The organism is Streptococcus suis, from assembly GCF_046032115.1.
GTDB classification, from domain to species: Bacteria; Bacillota; Bacilli; order Lactobacillales; family Streptococcaceae; genus Streptococcus; species Streptococcus suis_AJ.
Genome location: NZ_JARQOZ010000004.1, coordinates 69,156 through 85,778 on the forward strand (window position 1 = coordinate 69,156; position 16,623 = coordinate 85,778).

The window sequence follows — 16,623 nt, forward strand, 5'->3', positions numbered from 1 at the left end:
CTGGGGATAGACTGTTTCAGCCCGAGCCTGGAAATAAGAAAGCGAGGTACAGTCTGGGGATAGACTGTTTCAGCCCGCGCTAAAAAATGGAAGATGATATGTGATATAAAAAGATTGGTGGGCACCAATCTTTTTTAGTTTAAGTAGTGAGCACAATTGAATTTTTGTTTTTCATTATATTAATTGGGCTCAAAGACTCTAGAAATCAGAAATGAAAAGGGATACAATTAAGACAAGGAGGAAAATATGGTTGATAATCGTACCATGGCAATTCTGATGGAATTGTTTGCGACTCGAAAAGAAAGTTTGTACGAACTTAGTATTCAAACAGGAATTGAAAAGGAGCAGCTACATTCTAATTTGGAACTAGTCAATCAATTGTTGCAAGAACATTCCTTCCCGCAGATACAATACAAAGATAGCGAGTTTGTTATTTCTACGGAGCTTTACAATCAAAAAGAAAGTGTATTTTCGCTCTTTCGCAATCGCCAGATCTATCTTTCGCAAGAAGAAAGACAGCTTCTTATCTATCTTTATACCTTTATCCGAAAAGAATTTGTATCAAACGTTCACTACCAAGAATTATTGAGTGTGAGCCGTAACACAACATTGACGGATATTAAGAATGTAAAGGAACTTTGCTTGGACTTTCAAGTACGCTTGGAATATACGAGGGCGAAAGGCTATCATCTAATTGGTCGAGAAGAAGATAAACATCGCTTGGCGCTTTATGCACTCAGTAATTGTTTGCAGTCTTCGATTGGTGTGTGGGCTTTGGATTATATTCTTAAATCTTGGGGTGAGGAAAATCCTATTGAAGAATTGAAAATAGTGAGTCAACAAGCTTGCAATTATTATAAAGTCTCAGCTTTAGAAGAGAGATTGGATGAATATTTGTATTTTTTGATATTTTTATTTATCCGTCAGGCGCGTGTTGGCAACCTTATTAACTGGAATTTTGAAGGAAAGGTAGGGTTTGTAAAAGATTTTCTGCAACGCCTTTGGAAATTATTACGTTTAAAAAGTACTAGCACATTAGAATTAAATGCTGCGACACAAGAGTATCTGTCACATTTACTGCAAGGATGCTTAGAAGGTGAGAGCGGAGAAAAGGATGACCTATTTTACCACTTGACTGTAGAAATAGTGGAAGAGATGGAACGTTTGTCCTTAATTGCTTTTGAACATCGCTCGGAAATGATTGAAGGTTTGCAACGTCACCTAATTCCTGCTTACTACCGTTTAACATCTCGTTTGGTAAATGTCAATTCATATACTGAAACCATCAAAGAAGAGCATGCCGACTTGTTCTATCTTGTAAAAAAAGCTTTGCGGCCTTTGGAAGAGCATCTAGGTTTTACTATACCAGATAGTGAGGTATCTTATTTTGTCATCCACTTTGGTGGCTACATCGAAGCAGGTCAACAACGTTCATATCGTTATCGGGCCTTGGTTGTTTGCCCAAATGGAGTGAGCTCTTCGCTGATTGTAAAAGAAAATCTACGGCAACTATTTCCTAATATCTATTTTGCCGATACCCATTCCTTACAGGATTGGAAGATGCTAGACATGACAGACTATGACATGGTATTTGGAACTATCAAGCTGAATATAGAGCTACCATTTTTCTTGGTATCCCAGCTGATGACCTCTAATCATAAAAAAGAACTATTTCATTTGGTTAATCAGCATTTCCCAAATGCGGCTTATTTTCCGATTGAGATTGAGCAGTTATTATCACTTGTTGGGAAACATGCAACCATTCATCAGGAGCAGGCTTTAAAATATGAATTGGTGCAGTTTCTCAATCAGCGCTCCCATGAGCAAAGGGGAAGGAGTCCTATGTTAGAAGAATTGATTACAAAAGAGACCTTTCAATGGTCTGAGGAAGTTTTAGACTGGCAAAAAGCAGTTGCCCTGGCTGCACGACCTCTGGTAGATAAAGGAGCTATAGAAACTCGATATATTGATGCTATGATAGCGAAGGTAGAAGAGTTTGGTCCATTTATTGACCTAGGTAAAGGAATTGCGATTCCACATGCACGACCAGAAGATGGGGTTAATGAGGTAGGGATGTCAATGTTGGTATTGGATAAGCCAGTTTATCTATTGGATGACCCTAGTCATGAAATTCGGCTGTTCATTTGTATTGCAGCCGTGGATAATCAAACCCATCTCAGAGCACTCTCGCATTTGACAAAAATTTTGCGAGAAGAAGAAAATATTCAACAACTTGTCGGCGCCAAAGAATTTACCGACGTACAACATTTATTAAAGGAGGAACAGTAATATGTTACGAATTGGAACAGCCTGTGGTTCAGGTTTAGGCTCTAGCTTTATGGTTCAAATGAATATTGAATCCATTTTGCGAGATTTAGGTGTATCAGATGTTCATGTGGAGCATTATGATCTAGGTGGTGCTAATCCGAGTGAAGCAGATGTGTGGATTGTCGGACGTGACCTGGCTGATTCTGCAACTCATTTAGGAGATGTTCGAATATTGAATAGTATTATTGATATGAATGAGTTGAGGGAACTTGTCACGGCTATCTGTCAAGAAAAAGGTTTGGTTTAAATCGTATACACGGGGGATGACCCGCAAAGATAAAATTATAAAGGAGACAGAAAATGATATTGGATTTTCTCATTGATATTGCTAAAACTCCGGCAATTCTGGTTGCTCTCATTGCTATTCTAGGTTTAGCCTTACAGAAAAAGCCCGCAGCAGATTTAATTAAGGGGGGCTTGAAAACTTTTGTTGGTTTTATTGTTGTTGGTGGTGGAGCGAATATTATTGTTGGCTCGCTTGAGCCATTTGGTCAAATGTTTGAACAAGCTTTCAACTTGAAAGGGGTTGTTCCAAATAATGAAGCAATTGTAGCGATGGCTTTGGATAAGTATGGAACTGCTACATCCTTGATTATGTTGCTTGGAATGGTCTTCAATATTGTTATTGCTCGCTTTACACGCTTTAAATATATTTTCTTGACAGGACACCACACACTATATATGGCCTGTATGATTGCAGTTATCATGAGTGTTGCAGGATTCACTTCTGTCGGCTTAATTGTGATGGGTGGGTTGGCTTTAGGTCTGATTATGACACTCTCCCCAGCTTTCGTTCAAAAATACATGATTCAATTGACAGGAAATGATCATGTTGCTCTAGGTCACTTCAGCGCACTTGGTTACTGGTTGAGTGGTGTAGTAGGCGGTTTGGTCGGTGATAAGTCTAAGTCTACTGAGGATATTAATTTCCCTAAAGGTTTGGCATTCTTGCGTGATTCAACTGTCAGCATTGCCATTTCTATGTCCTTGATTTACATGATTGTGGCTTTGTTTGCAGGCGGTGATTATATTAAGGAAAACCTTAGTGGCGGTACTAACAGTATGATTTATGCCTTGACCCTAGGTGGAACTTTTGCAGCAGGTGTTTTTGTTATCTTATCTGGTGTACGCTTAATTTTGGCGGAAATTGTTCCAGCCTTCAAAGGAATTTCAGAGAAGTTGGTTCCGAATTCCAAACCAGCCCTAGACTGTCCAGTTGTTTATCCTTATGCACCAAACGCCGTGTTGATTGGCTTTATCTCTAGTTTTGCAGGTGGTATTGTCAGCATGATTATTCTTGCCTTGACTGGTGGTGTCGTTATCCTTCCAGGTGTCGTACCACACTTCTTCTGTGGAGCTACTGCAGGTGTTATGGGGAATGCCTCAGGTGGTGTTCGTGGAGCTGTTTGCGGTGCTTTTATGCAAGGCGTTCTCATCAGTTTCTTGCCGGTGTTCTTGCTCCCAGTTTTGGGAGACCTTGGTTTTGCAGGTTCAACATTCTCAGATGCAGATTTTGGTCTATCAGGTATTTTCTTGGGAATTCTTGCTAAAAATGGCGGTATTCTCACAGTTTCTGTTGGTATTTTTGCAGTATTGGCCTTGATGCTTGGATTGTCATTGGTGAAAAAAGAACAGAAAGAAGGATAATATGACTAGTGGTACAGCTGATTTGAAACGATTTGCCAAAGAAATTCGCTACCATACCTTGGCGACTTTGAATCAATTAGGATTTGGTCATTATGGTGGTAGCTTATCAATCGTAGAAGTGTTGGCTGCTCTATATGGAGAAATTCTGGACATTCGTGTCCAGAATTTCTCTTCTAAGGAGCGGGATCACTTTATTCTGTCTAAGGGACATGCAGGTCCAGCACTTTATAGTACGTTGTATTTGAAAGGCTTCTTTGATAGAGATTTTCTCTTGTCGCTAAATCAAAATGGAACACATTTGCCTTCACACCCTGACCGAAACTTAACGCCAGGGGTGGATATGACAACAGGTTCGTTGGGGCAAGGGATGAGTGTCGCGACAGGTGTTGCTTATGGTAAGAAGATAGAACAGTCACCGTACTATACCTATACTCTGGTAGGGGATGGGGAGCTTAACGAAGGTCAATGCTGGGAAGCGGCTCAGTTTGCAGCCCACCACGAACTATCGAAACTGATTCTGTTTGTGGATGACAATAAAAAACAACTAGACGGTCGTACCCATGATATTTGCCAAACCTTTGATTTTGTTGAAAAATTTCAGGCTTTTGGTTGGGAATCAGTGCGTGTGAATGGTGCCGATATAGATGCTATTATAAATGCTATTCTAACAATGAAGTCAAGTAAGTCTCCTCAACCAAAATGTATCGTTCTTGATACTACTAAGGGGCAGGGAGTTACCTTCTTAGAAGAATTAGAAAGCAATCACCATTTGCGTTTGTCGGGTCAATTACGGGAAGATTTAGAGCAAGTAACACTTGTTTTAGCGAGAGAGTTGGAGGTAACGGAATGAGACAGACAAAGGAGATGCGACTGGTTTATAGTGATTTTCTAGCTCAGGTAGGGCAGGAAGACACAACCATAGCAGCTATTGAAGCAGATTTATCCAGTTCAATGGCTACCAACAAATTGTCCTCTGTTCTGGGTGGACGCTATGTCAATGTAGGTATCATGGAACAGGAAATGGTAGGGGTAGCAGCTGGATTATCTCTTCTAGGATACAAGCCATACATTCATACTTTCGGACCATTTGCTAGTCGTAGAGTCTATGATCAGGTGTTTATCTCTCTAGCTTATGCCCAGCTTAATGCCACGATCATTGGTTCCGATGCGGGGGTATCAGCGGAGATGAATGGTGGGACTCACATGCCGTTTGAGGAGCTGGGCCTAATGCGGCTCATTCCAAAAGCGCGTGTTTATGAGGTCAGTGACGATGTCCAGTTTCAAGCTGTTCTAAAAGAAACCATCAAGGTAGACGGGTTGAAGTACATTCGTACCATTCGGAAAGCACCAACGGCTATTTATCAAGGTGGAGAAGATTTTAGCAAAGGCTACTGTGTCCTTAGGCAAGGGGAGGATATGACCTTGCTTGCGAGTGGTATTATGGTAGAGCAGGCATTAAAGGCGGCGGATCAGTTAGAGGCTCAAGGAGTATCTGTTCAAGTCATTGATCTTTTTCGTATCAAACCAATTCATGAAGACATACCAGCTCTATTATCAGGAAGACCAGTATTAACTGTAGAAAATCATAATCGAATTGGCGGCCTAGGTAGCAGCATTTGTGAGCTAATGGCTACAGATTTAACGACCCCAGTACATCGAATTGGTATTGAGGAGTCTTTTGGTCAAGTTGGTCAACAGGCCTATTTGATGGATGTTTATGGACTGACAGCAGAGCATATTGTTAAACAAGCACAATTAATGTTACAACAATAGTGAGATAGTAATTCGTATTTTATGTAGCCCTTCGATTTACTTTGGCTTGGAAATAGGAAAGCAAATCAAATGTAAGAAATCAAGCTCCACTTAGGAACTTGATTTTTTCTTATTCTCTAACCATTCTTCTCTTAACATTCCATATTTGATAGAATCATGATAATGTCCTTGCCAGTATCGAACCTTGCGGATATGGGCTTCTTTGGTCATGCCTAATTTTTCTGCGGTTCTCATCATGCCCTTGTTGCCAGACCAGGTAGTGAGCCCGATGTGTTCCAATTCTGCAAATTGCTGGAAAATGGTATCAATCCAGAGTTGGAGAGCAGCTGTGCCATATCCTTTGCCCCAGACCATGTCGTCATAGATTTCAATCCCGATTTCGAGCCAGCGTGTTGGCTGGCACTCCCAGTATAGTCTTTTAGTTTACTTTTAGTACTAGGCAACGAGCCGCAGGCATAACTGGAGTTAGGCAAGGCGAGTTAACGAAGTAATAAAAGAAAAACTAAATGACGATAATAGCTCACAAAGTCGATAGGCTACAGATCCACTAGGATTGCTCTGACGCAATCTTTTTGTAGCCACTGGTAAAGTTCCAATGCTTGAAAATCTTCAAAAGTGGCACAGGCCTGGTAGTCATCAAAATAGGGTGCCGCAAACTCCTTCCAGCGAGGTGCGGCTTGACGGTGGCCAATGTTCCAAAGTGTATACAAATAATCTTCATACTCTTCGAAAATTAAAATTATCCGTTGTCAACTTGCCTTGATGAACCCCAGTTCTATCGTCGGCTTCGTTTCCTAGGCTATTTTTAATTTTCATTGAGTATCAGTCATCGGTGCAATTCTAATCATGAGAACCTCCTTTATTTTTCTAGTCTAGCATATTTGATGAAGGCTTGCAATTCCTAGTAGAATATGGGACACTAGAATCATGAAAAAGATACAACGTGAATTTCAAAAAATATATTACAACTTAGACAAGATTCTTTTGCTCTTTTTTACCCTGTTTACCTTTATGGAATTTGTTTGGATACCGCTCAATTCATGGCTTTCTGAGGGACTCTTAGCTATGACAGGGCATGCCTACCTTTCACCGACGAATTTGTTGTCGGTGTTTGCTGAAAATCTGCTCGTGACAGGCTTGTTTATTCTCCTCTTTTTTGTCAACATTGCCATTGCCTATCTAGAATTAGCTCTATTGTTCACAGGGGTTTGGCAACTGTTGGATGAAAAAGTCAAGCACCTCCCCGACTATTTACGGGATGTACGAGATAGTATGGTGGCGATTATCCGTCACAGCAGCCTACCAAAGGTTTTATTTCTGCTCTTTTACTCAGTTATTCTTCTCCCGTCTTTACGACGGGTATTAAATATCTATTATTTTAATAAAATCGTAGTACCCCAATTTATCGTAGATTACCTATCCAACACAATCTGGCTAGGAATATTGATTTTGTTCTTTCTCCTCTTGTTCTTCTGGCTCGCATCACGCTTTATGTACGCTCTGCCGAACATTTACTTTGAACACAGGAGTGTGAAGGAGTCCATCGCTTATTCTTGGAAGAAGACCAGGGGAAGAAAACAAGTCAGTTCCTTTTTCCGTCTGATTTGGCTGGTCACTTTTCCAGTCCTCCTATTCACAGGAATAGGGATATTGCTCTATCTAGTACAGCTAGTGGCTGAACCTTATCTACCAGACACAGGCCCATCATATTGGCTGGCAGTTGTTTGTTATGCAATCCTAAAATTAGCCTACTACGGAGTAGTTGCGCTCTTTATGATGGGATTCATTAGTCTCTTAACAGGGAAACAATTGCCAAACTACCGCCGTAAACGCCTCCGTCATCGCCTGCGATTGGCAATTTTGCTAGTATCTGGTCTGGTATTCGGTACCCAAGGAGCGCTTGCACTCTACTATCCCTTCGATACCCTGCCAGTTACCATTTCCCATCGCGGTGTTGACAATGGCAATGCTGTCCAGAACTCTATCGAGGCCCTAGAGAAAACCTCTCAACTCAAGCCAGACTACATTGAGATGGATGTTCAGGAGACGAAGGATGGTCAGTTTATTGTCATGCATGATACGGATTTATTGGCTTTGACGGGCAATCCCGGAGGTACACATGACTATACTCTTGCAGAGTTGACAGGGATGACTGCATCAGAAAACGGCATGGCAGCTCCAGTTCCTTCTTTTGATGAATATCTTGAAAAAGCGGATGAGCTGGGACAAAAATTATTGGTAGAAATTAAAGTGACCAAGGCAGATTCGCCAAAACTCACCCAGAATTTTTTAAAAAAATACGGTCAACGTTTGATTGCCAAAGGACACCAGATGCAATCACTAGATTACCGTACTATTATCGAAATAAAGCAGTATAGCGAGAAATTAGTATCATTCTTTATTCTTCCGTTCAACTCTATCTATCCGACGACGGTTGCTGACGGCTATACTATGGAGTATACCTCGCTTGATCAAAACTTTATGGTAAAATCTTGGATTCGTGGGAAGTCAGTTTATGCTTGGACACCGAATGAAGAAGAGAGTATGACCAAGATGTTGCTGCTACAAGTGGATGGTGTCATCACTGACAACATGACCGATCTCCAAAGTCTGATGGAGGAAATGAAAGAGAATCGACGTTATCCAGACCTCTTTTTCCTGCAATTTCAGTCTTTGATTTATAATTTTGAATAAACAAAGACGCGATGGCCCAATCGCGTCTTTTCTGTCTTAAAATGGTAATTTACCTGCAAAGGCACCTAGTTTTTTCTGAGTTGCCTTGTCAACTTTTGTAAGTGCAGCGTTGACGGCTTGGATTGTCATTTCTTGCAAGGTTTCAAGGTCGTCTGCATCCACAACATCAGCCTTGAAGTCGATAGAAACCAATTTCTTATCTCCAGTAAAAGTAGCAGTAACCAAGTCCTGTACAGAGCTACCAGTAAATTGAGTAGCAGCCAACTCAGCCTGGCTCTTCTCCATTTGTTTTTGAAGTTTTTGAGCTTGGCGCATCATGTTTTGCATATTCATCATAAGATTTTTAAGATTCCTTTCCTATCAAGGGTTTAGACCCTGTTTGTAAATTTTCCTTGCCTTATGTTAAACTTTTTTAAAGACAGAAGCAATTTCTTTTTGTTGGGTTGGAAATAAATGCGAGTATACATTTATTGTAGTGTTGATTGAGGAATGACCCAATCGTTTCATCAAAGTAAAGAAAATATAGTCTTTACCTTCTCCATTACGTAAACCTTGGGAAACTAGGAACGCAGCATGAGAATGTCTGAAATCATCCATCACTAATATCTACCTTCCATTTCTCATTATTTTGTCTAGTTACTGCCATTTGAAACTCTTTTTTCAAGAGCAGTATCTTCTCGTACGTTAGTAATTATATCATGTTTTGGAGATAACTCAAAGCCTAGAATGTCTTCAATAGTCTTGATTGGGACTCGCCCAATCCGTTTATTCTTGTACCAAGAAAAATCGTCTGAGACAGATTTACTATTGGTCAATAACCACTTTTCTATTTTTTATACACTCGATTTTCTTCTTTCAAGAACTGGATAACGTTATCCTTTAACTCCTCAAAATCACCTTGAAACGTAGCAATCTCGATTGTCTTTTCCAGTCCATCGCTTAATGAGAGATTTGACTGAAAACCATTCATTGCTAGAAACATGTGTAAAGCAAGTACAGCAGTCCTTTTGTTGGCATTATAGAATGGGTGTTTCTTGATTAGATTTATCCAGATAATTGCAGCCTTGCTATAGATATCCGGATAAAGTATTTTTCCAAAAATTTCTTGCTTTGGTTGTTCGATAATCATTTGAAGGCTATTTAGGTCAGCGATTCCTACTGGTTCTTTAGGAGAATACTTTCCGATAACCATAACATTGATTTTGATAATGTCTTCAGCGGACAGGTATTTCATTTATCTACTAACTCTTTCAATAATTCATCGTATTGATTCATGGCTTTTTCAAGTTCTCTATCAAAATCAAATTTTGGCTCAGCTTTACGAATGATAACATTACTTCCAGAAGTGACGAATTCGATTTCTTCACCAATTTCTGCGCCAAGTGCCTCTTTAATAGCGTTTGGGATAGTGATAACAGTGCTGTTGCCTGTTTTTCGTAGCAGAACATTCATTGTATTTACCTCCTATATTTGTAAATACATTATACAAGATGTATACAAAAATTAAAAGTAAATAATTTAACAGGGTCTGTTTTATTTCAGACTTTTTCGCAATTTTGGGTACAGTGCAATAAAATAGTAAATAACTTAGTAAAAGACGTAGTAAAAACTTGGGATTTCAATATAGGGCGTTACCAACCACTATCGGGTTGTTGATCAAACTATATTTTTTATGTTGTAATTAGCTACATGTTTTACTTTCGTTATTCGTACACAGAAGAATATTTCAGAAACGATCAATGACTGAAAACATCAATATTCTAACTTTGCAGAATAGGCTACAAAGTACAGAAGGTGGTAGCTATCAGGAAAATTGGTCGTTTTTTGCGTCCAATAATGATTGTGAATTTTTTTGAAAGGCTCTACCTTCTTAAAATAAGTTATAGTCAGCAATATCGGATATAAATTTGACATATTAACCTATTTTAAATTGACTTTGAGGGATAAATTCGCTATAATAAAAGAAAAACTGGTTATAACCAGAAAACAAGGAGGACCTATGTTCCGTTTAGCAAAAGAAGAATTAGAAAAATTGGGCGCCTTTATCACAGCGACTGAGATTTACCAACAGCCTGGCTTGTGGAAAGAGGCTCATCAACTATATATTGACCAGTTGGAGAAGATTGAAGCCTTCCTAACAGCCATCAAGGACAAGCATGACTTTGTTCATGTGATTTTCACTGGTGCAGGGACTTCAGACTTTGTTGGTCAAAGTATTGCCAACTACCTCAACCAAGTCAATGACTTGAAACACATTCGTTTTTCTGCCATTGGTACGGTTGAATTGGTTGGTCGTCCATGTGATTATTTACAGGCGGATGTCCCAACAGTTTTGGTATCCTTTGCTCGTTCAGGTAACTCCCCAGAAAGCGTCGCAGCGGTAGAAGTAGCTAAGCAATTGGTTGACCAACTTTATCAAGTGACCATTACCTGTGCACCAGAGGGCAAGTTGGCTCTTGCGGCTGAGGGGGATGCGGAAAATCTCCTACTCTTGCAACCGGCTGGTTCAAATGACAAAGGATTTGCCATGACAGGCTCTTATAGCTGTATGGCTCTGACAGCCCTCCTCGTATTCTCTCCAGCCAGTCAAGAAGAAAAAGCTGCTTGGGTTGAGACCATTGCCCGTCTAGGTCAAGATGTCTTGGACCGTGAGGACTATGTACAAGAATTGATTGACCTTGATTTTGAACGAGTGATTTATCTGGGTTCAGGTGGCTTCTATGGTGTAGCCCACGAAGCACAGCTCAAGATTTTGGAATTGACTGCAGGCAAGATTGCGACCATGTATGAGTCACCACTCGGTTTCCGTCATGGACCAAAATCCTTCATCAATGAAAAGACCTTGATTTTCCTCCTTGCATCAAACGATGCTTATACTCGCCAGTACGATGTGGACTTGCTCAATGAGGTGCATGGTGATGGCATAGCAGAGCGGATTGTTGCCTTGTCGGCTGATAAGCTAGCAGGTACAGAGGCAGCCAACTTTATCTTAGCAGAGGGTGGAGCAGATTTACCAGATGTATTCTTAACCTTCCCTTACATCATCTTTGCCCAAACGGTATCTATCATGGCAGCTATCAAATGCAAGAATCTACCAGATACACCATCTCCAACAGGCACCGTCAACCGTGTGGTGCAGGGTGTGATTATACATCCTTTAGAAAAATAGTCACATCTATTCAATGATGAAGAAATAGAGCTATTCGGTAGAGTTTTAACACATAAAAAACACATAAAAAACACACCCACTCACTCGAATATCATGGTATAATGATAGTATATAATAAAATATAATTAGGAATAAATAGAAATGGAAACTGCAAATAAAAAATTCAGATATAGTATTCGTAAATTTAAAGTCGGTGTAGGTTCAGTGCTACTTGCTACTTGCTTACTTGGAGTGGGAGTCTCGACACCAACTGCTTTTGCGATGATAGATTCTTCCCCAGCCACAGAGGATACCGAAGTTAAAAAAACACCTCTTCAACACCTCAAAGAACTTGTGGAAGAGCTAAAAATGGACTTGGAAAAGTTGAAGGAGTATCCAGAATATGATAGTACTCAATACCCACTTCAAAAACAGTTGTGGGATTATAATTTAGGATATGGAAAGCGCCAAATGGCACATGTTTCAACTCTTGAGGAAAGTAGCCCTGGACTTCAAGGTGTTTTAGAAGGCTTAACCGATTTTGGAAACCATATTAGGATGGAACGTTTGACACGTGAGGTCGATCAATATCGTAAAAAATATCCTAATAATGAACGCATTGAAGAAGAGTATAAGGATCATTTGGAGCAGACAGAGAGTAAAACTTATGCTAGTCAAAGTTGGGCAGATTTACGAGCTTCTACCGATGCAGCAGAGCGAGCAGTTGAAAGAGTTAAAGAGATAGTTAAAGAACTAGAGCCGAAAGAAGAGCCGGCGCCAAAAGCTGAGGAAGACACTCCAGCACCAGAAGCTCCAACACCAAAAGAGGACGCTCCAAAAGCCGAGGAAGAGGCTCCGAAAACAGAAGAAAAAGCTCCAGAAACGAAAGAAGAGACTCCAAAATCTGAGAGCGAAGTTCCACAAACTGACCCAGCGCCAAAAGCTGAAGAGTCAGCACCAACTCCAGCACCAAAAGCAGAGGAGGACACTCCGGCTCCGAAAGTAGAAGAGGAAACAGAGGTTCCGAAAACAGAAGAGAAGACTCCGGAAACGAAAGAAGAAACGCCAGCCCCTGTACCGGAAACTCCAATGGACGAGCCGAAAATGGAAGAACCAAAAGCAGAGGAGGACACACCAGCACCGGCACCGAAAGAAGAAACACCAGCTCCAACACCGGATGCAGAGCCAGCTCCAGCGCCGAAAGCCGAGGAAGAAGTTCCGGCACCAATGCCAGAGGCTCCAGCGCCGAAAGAGGACGCTCCAAAAGCAGAAGACGAAACAGAGGAGCCGAAAGCAGAAGAGAAGATTCCAGAAACGAAGGAAGAAACACCAAAATCCGAGGAGGAAGCTCCGAAAACAGAAGATCATACTCCAACACCGGATGCTCCAGAATCGAAGGAAGAGTCAGCTCCAAAAGAGGACGAAGTTCCTGCACCAATGCCAGATGTCCCAGCGCCGAAAGAAGACGCTCCGAAAGTAGAAGAGGAAACACAGGAGCCGAAAACAGAAGAGAAGACTCCGGAAACGAAAGAAGAAACTCCAGCACCGGAAACTCCAATGGACGAGCCGAAAATGGACGAACCAAAAGCGGAAATTCCAGCACCGGCACCGAAAGAGGACGCTCCAAAAGCCGAGGAAGAAGCTCCGAAAGTAGAAGAGGAAACAGAGGCTCCGAAAACAGAAGAGAAGGCTCCAGAAACGAAAGAAGAGACTCCAAAATCTGAGAGCGAAGTTCCACAAACTGACCCAGCGCCAAAAGCTGAAGAGTCAGTACCAACTCCAGCACCAAAAGCAGAGGAGGACACTCCGGCACCGAAAGTAGAAGAGGAAACAGAGGCTCCGAAAACAGAAGAGAAGGCTCCAGAAACGAAAGAAGAAACTCCAGCACCGGAAACTCCAATGGACGAGCCGAAAATGGACGAACCAAAAGCGGAAATGCCAGCACCGGCCCCAACTCCAATGCCAGAGGCTGATAAGCCAACACCAGAAGCACCAAAAGCGGAGGAAGAAACTCCGGCTCCGACTCCAATGCCAGAGGCTAAGCAACCAGAAATGGAGCAACCGAAAGCAGAAGACATGCCGAAGGAGGAAATGCCAAAGGCTGAGCAACCAAAAGCGGAAGACTCTGCACCTAAGACAGCAGTTCCAGAAGTCGCGCCAAAAACAGCGGAAAAACCAAAGCTAGACTTCACAACAAAAGAACGCAAGGTAGAAGAAGCTCTCCCTATCAAAGAAGAGATCAGATATGATGCAAGCCTAGCGCTTGGCAAATCATACCTTCTTCAAGAAGGAAAAGCAGGTAAAAAAGTATCTGTTTATCAAGATGTCATAGTTGATGGTAAAGTTGTCGCAACCAACCTATTATCAGAGACTATTGTTGAAGGTCAAAACCGTATCCTTGTAAAAGGTAGCTTGGAAATGAAGAAAGAAGAAGTAAAAACAACTCCTTCAGTACAATCAAATCCGACACTGAGTCATAAGGGCGCACCTTCTGCAAACAAAGCAACCCTACCTGCAACAGGTGAACAACGCAATAACCTAGCCTTAGTAGGCCTTGGTTTAGCTGGAATTAGCTTGGCAGTAATCGCTACAGCTATAAACAAAAAATCTAAAGATCAAATCTAAACCACTATGAAACAGCGACAAAGAGGCCGGGCGGAAACGCCCAGCCTCTTTTTAGAATTGAAAATCAAATATTAGTGCGGTAAAATTAACTGTGATTGACTTAAATCAAGGTGGATTTGCCATTGAGAATTATCCCGAACAGTGCACTCAAAGTCGGTGGTGTAGAGAATCAGCTCCAAGACATCGCCTTTTTTCAATTGGTAAATAGTCGGTTGCAGTTTCCAAATCACATCCATCCACTGGTCTGGCACCACTTCCTCGACAGTCATCAGGTCGGTGCGGTTCTGCAGATTCATAAAGCCCTTGGTTACCAAGCGTTGCGGCATCTCCACATAAGGCAACTCCAGCAGATTTTCTTGGGCATGGTAACGACCGTTGTCCAAGCTCAACCGTGTTTTCGGCGTTGGGATTGGGGCTAGGCGTTTTTTATTTCCCTTGTCCAATAGCTGAGCAGATAAGAGGCCTTTGGCTACACTTGATGCGACACGGAGTTTCAGCGTGACCTGTCCGTTGAGCAAGAGATCCTCCGTTACAGGCAGTTCAATGCTAACTTGGTTGGCCTTGCCTGCATAGAGGTCTTGGTGGAAACTTGGATAGCCCTTGCCGTAGCGTTCAAAATCTTCTTGGGCATAGTGATTGGAAATGGTCTGGCTTCCTGTTCCCAGTGGCAAGACAGCCTCGTTTTCACCGCCAAAGTTGTCCAAAGTTGTCCAAGTTTGCTCACCGCTGTCGTCCTGCCAGATAACCGTTGGCAGTTGGTAGTTATTCTCGTAGCCCAGCAGTTTTTGACTGAGCAGTGCGTTCATGGACTCACGGAAGTCGATAGACTGCCAGTTGTTCATATAAACGTGGGCACCGTTGTGGAAGAAGAGGTGCTTTTTGATATGGCTTGGTAGGGCATGGAACATATTCCAGACATGGATTGGCTTGACATTCCAGTCCTGTGAGCCGTGGGTAAAGACCACCTCGCACTTGACCTTGTCAGCGTGGAGCAGATAGTTGCGGTCCTGCCAGTATTGATTGTAGTCACCGCTGGTGCGGTCCAGGGCAGCCCGTTCTGCCGCCAGTCCTTTTTCGTAGGCTGCTTTATTGCGGAGGAAGTCGCCTGCTTGCAGACTTTTCGAGTAGGTCAGGGCAGTCAAGCTGTCCAGGTCCTCGCCTGGATAGCCGCCAGGGCTGGTCACCAGCCCGTTTTCACGGTAGTAGTCATACCAAGAGGAAATCCCCGCTTCTGCGATAACGACTTCCAATCCGTCCACGCCAGTTGTTGCTAAGGCATTGGACATGGTACCGAGATAAGACAGTCCCGTCGTCGCCACCTTACCATTGGCCCAATCAGCCTTGACCTCAAGCGAGCGAGTGTGGTCTGTGTAGGCCTTGGTGCGACCGTTCAGCCAGTCAATCACCGCTTTGTAGCCCTCAACCTGCTGGTAGTCGCCAGATGTCATGTAACCCGTCGAGCCTAGCGTGCCCACACCAGACACATGGAGGCTGGCAAAGCCGCGAGCGAGGAAGTAGTCATTGAGGGAGTAAGAGGTGATGTGGCCCAGTTTTTCAGTGGCAGAGCTGACAGGTAGGTCCCGCTGGTCCAAGTCTAGCTTGGTGATGCTGGCCTGCTTGACCTGAATGGTACCGACTTGTTTTTCAGCCAGTTCCCCTTCCATCTTATGCAGGGCCTTATCGCTGGCTATATCGTTCACTCCTTGATGATAAGGACTGTTGGTAATCACCGCAGGGATTTTCCCGTCAAAGTGAGGACGGAGAATGGACAGCTTAACAATATCTGTCTGGCCAGTCCCTGCCGTATCGACAGGCGTTTCGACATAAACCACCTCACGAATGAGGTTTTTTGTTGAAAAGGTTGCCAGAGATTTGCCGTTGAAGAAGTGGTAGCGATTGTCCTCGGGAATCAGGTCGTCGCTGACCAGCTGGTCAATCAAGGTGTTTCCAGACTTGGTACGGGTATTGAGCAGCTGGTAGAGGTTGTCGATGACATCTCCGTAGACAATAGGAAACTGGCTGGTCTTGCGGAATTCCTCCACATCGGTGTAATTCACACCAGGCACGAAGCCCAGCAACTGAAAGGCCACTTGATAGAAAATCTGGTCTGTCAGCTCACGGTCAGACTGGAAGAAGGTCAGCAGATCTGTCTCCCAGTCCGCAATCATGTTGGACAGGGCAAAGTCGGTATTTTCTGTCAGGAAGTGGCACCTTCTGACAAATGTTTCTAAATTTGTCTTGCTACTTGCATTAGGAATCAGTTGAAATCCCAGAGAATCAAGTTCTTGCAAGTAGATAGAGGTCTCTTTTTTTATGAAAGAAAATTGGTTAAAACGCATGTATTTTCCTCTTTTTCTGTGCATAATCTATAGTAACTATTATATCGGATAAAGGTGGCTTTGTCTAAG

12 protein-coding genes and 3 pseudogenes are annotated in these 16,623 nt (G+C 42.5%); 8 read left to right on the forward strand and 7 right to left on the reverse strand.

What is annotated here, in order from left to right; all coding sequences use genetic code 11:
* Positions 1-246: 246 nt before the first annotated feature.
* Genes P7J36_RS02575 through P7J36_RS02595 form a run of 5 tightly spaced genes read left to right on the forward strand, consistent with a single transcriptional unit; the run spans position 247 to position 5,748 of the window.
* The gene (locus P7J36_RS02575; RefSeq protein ID WP_398581739.1) at positions 247-2,289 is read left to right on the forward strand and encodes a BglG family transcription antiterminator; all 2,043 of its coding nucleotides are present in this window, start codon (positions 247-249) and stop codon (positions 2,287-2,289) included.
* Between the two features lies 1 nt (position 2,290).
* Positions 2,291-2,575: a PTS sugar transporter subunit IIB gene (locus P7J36_RS02580; protein WP_002935998.1), complete on the forward strand. Its 285-nt coding sequence runs from the start codon at positions 2,291-2,293 to the stop codon at positions 2,573-2,575.
* 53 nt (positions 2,576-2,628) lie between these two features.
* Entirely contained in the window at positions 2,629-3,975 is a 1,347-nt protein-coding gene (locus P7J36_RS02585; protein WP_014635822.1) for a PTS ascorbate transporter subunit IIC, read from the forward strand.
* A 1-nt stretch (position 3,976) separates the two neighbouring features.
* On the forward strand, positions 3,977-4,825 hold the full coding sequence (locus P7J36_RS02590) for a transketolase (protein ID WP_044683669.1): 849 nt from the start codon (positions 3,977-3,979) through the stop codon (positions 4,823-4,825).
* Positions 4,822-5,748 carry a transketolase family protein gene (locus tag P7J36_RS02595; protein ID WP_029186948.1) on the forward strand — a complete coding sequence of 309 codons (927 nt, stop codon included), beginning with the start codon at positions 4,822-4,824 and terminating at the stop codon, positions 5,746-5,748. Before P7J36_RS02590 ends, P7J36_RS02595 begins: the two co-directional genes overlap by 4 nt.
* A gap of 90 nt (positions 5,749-5,838) precedes the next feature.
* Here P7J36_RS02595 and P7J36_RS02600 read toward each other — a convergent pair.
* Positions 5,839-6,491 (reverse strand): annotated as a pseudogene (locus P7J36_RS02600) (GNAT family N-acetyltransferase).
* Positions 6,492-6,675: 184 nt separating this feature from the next.
* On the opposite strand from P7J36_RS02600, the gene P7J36_RS02605 reads away from it, so the two are divergent.
* Positions 6,676-8,442 (forward strand): glycerophosphodiester phosphodiesterase, encoded by a 1,767-nt coding sequence (locus tag P7J36_RS02605; protein WP_408551214.1) that lies wholly within the window; start codon positions 6,676-6,678, stop codon positions 8,440-8,442.
* Positions 8,443-8,478: 36 nt separating this feature from the next.
* Here the strand turns inward: P7J36_RS02605 and P7J36_RS02610 are convergent, their stop codons facing one another.
* The 5 genes and pseudogenes from P7J36_RS02610 to P7J36_RS02630 all read right to left on the reverse strand — a co-directional run bounded on the left by P7J36_RS02610 (position 8,479) and on the right by P7J36_RS02630 (position 9,894).
* A complete protein-coding gene (locus P7J36_RS02610; protein ID WP_014635828.1) occupies positions 8,479-8,778 on the reverse strand; it encodes a YbaB/EbfC family nucleoid-associated protein in 300 nt (99 codons plus the stop codon).
* Between the two features lie 66 nt (positions 8,779-8,844).
* Positions 8,845-9,033: pseudogene (locus tag P7J36_RS02615) on the reverse strand (site-specific integrase); the annotation flags it as partial.
* Positions 9,034-9,074: 41 nt separating this feature from the next.
* Positions 9,075-9,239: pseudogene (locus P7J36_RS02620) on the reverse strand (DUF3173 family protein); the annotation flags it as partial.
* Positions 9,240-9,268: 29 nt separating this feature from the next.
* Positions 9,269-9,676, reverse strand: a complete 408-nt coding sequence (locus tag P7J36_RS02625) for a type II toxin-antitoxin system death-on-curing family toxin (protein ID WP_398581742.1) — start codon at positions 9,674-9,676, stop codon at positions 9,269-9,271.
* Positions 9,673-9,894: an AbrB/MazE/SpoVT family DNA-binding domain-containing protein gene (locus P7J36_RS02630; RefSeq protein ID WP_044758555.1), complete on the reverse strand. Its 222-nt coding sequence runs from the start codon at positions 9,892-9,894 to the stop codon at positions 9,673-9,675. Before P7J36_RS02630 ends, P7J36_RS02625 begins: the two co-directional genes overlap by 4 nt.
* 547 nt (positions 9,895-10,441) lie before the next feature.
* On the opposite strand from P7J36_RS02630, the gene P7J36_RS02635 reads away from it, so the two are divergent.
* On the forward strand, positions 10,442-11,611 hold the full coding sequence (locus tag P7J36_RS02635) for an SIS domain-containing protein (protein ID WP_408551217.1): 1,170 nt from the start codon (positions 10,442-10,444) through the stop codon (positions 11,609-11,611).
* 141 nt (positions 11,612-11,752) lie between these two features.
* Positions 11,753-14,215: a GAG-binding domain-containing protein gene (locus tag P7J36_RS02640; protein WP_408551219.1), complete on the forward strand. Its 2,463-nt coding sequence runs from the start codon at positions 11,753-11,755 to the stop codon at positions 14,213-14,215.
* A gap of 71 nt (positions 14,216-14,286) precedes the next feature.
* Here P7J36_RS02640 and P7J36_RS02645 read toward each other — a convergent pair whose 3' ends face one another.
* Positions 14,287-16,554: a Xaa-Pro dipeptidyl-peptidase gene (locus P7J36_RS02645; RefSeq protein ID WP_408551221.1), complete on the reverse strand. Its 2,268-nt coding sequence runs from the start codon at positions 16,552-16,554 to the stop codon at positions 14,287-14,289.
* Positions 16,555-16,623 lie beyond the last annotated feature (69 nt).

Excerpts from the sequence above, each read along its gene's own strand:
- P7J36_RS02630 (WP_044758555.1), bottom strand. The coding sequence starts at position 9,894 with ATGAATGTTCTGCTACGAAAAACAGGCAACAGCACTGTTATCACTATC.
- P7J36_RS02595 (WP_029186948.1), top strand. The coding sequence starts at position 4,822 with ATGAGACAGACAAAGGAGATGCGACTGGTTTATAGTGATTTTCTAGCT.
- P7J36_RS02590 (WP_044683669.1), top strand. The coding sequence starts at position 3,977 with ATGACTAGTGGTACAGCTGATTTGAAACGATTTGCCAAAGAAATTCGC.
- P7J36_RS02580 (WP_002935998.1), top strand. The coding sequence starts at position 2,291 with ATGTTACGAATTGGAACAGCCTGTGGTTCAGGTTTAGGCTCTAGCTTT.
- P7J36_RS02605 (WP_408551214.1), top strand. The coding sequence starts at position 6,676 with ATGAAAAAGATACAACGTGAATTTCAAAAAATATATTACAACTTAGAC.
- P7J36_RS02645 (WP_408551221.1), bottom strand. The coding sequence starts at position 16,554 with ATGCGTTTTAACCAATTTTCTTTCATAAAAAAAGAGACCTCTATCTAC.
- P7J36_RS02635 (WP_408551217.1), top strand. The coding sequence starts at position 10,442 with ATGTTCCGTTTAGCAAAAGAAGAATTAGAAAAATTGGGCGCCTTTATC.
- P7J36_RS02625 (WP_398581742.1), bottom strand. The coding sequence starts at position 9,676 with ATGAAATACCTGTCCGCTGAAGACATTATCAAAATCAATGTTATGGTT.
- P7J36_RS02585 (WP_014635822.1), top strand. The coding sequence starts at position 2,629 with ATGATATTGGATTTTCTCATTGATATTGCTAAAACTCCGGCAATTCTG.
- P7J36_RS02610 (WP_014635828.1), bottom strand. The coding sequence starts at position 8,778 with ATGATGAATATGCAAAACATGATGCGCCAAGCTCAAAAACTTCAAAAA.
- P7J36_RS02575 (WP_398581739.1), top strand. The coding sequence starts at position 247 with ATGGTTGATAATCGTACCATGGCAATTCTGATGGAATTGTTTGCGACT.
- P7J36_RS02640 (WP_408551219.1), top strand. The coding sequence starts at position 11,753 with ATGGAAACTGCAAATAAAAAATTCAGATATAGTATTCGTAAATTTAAA.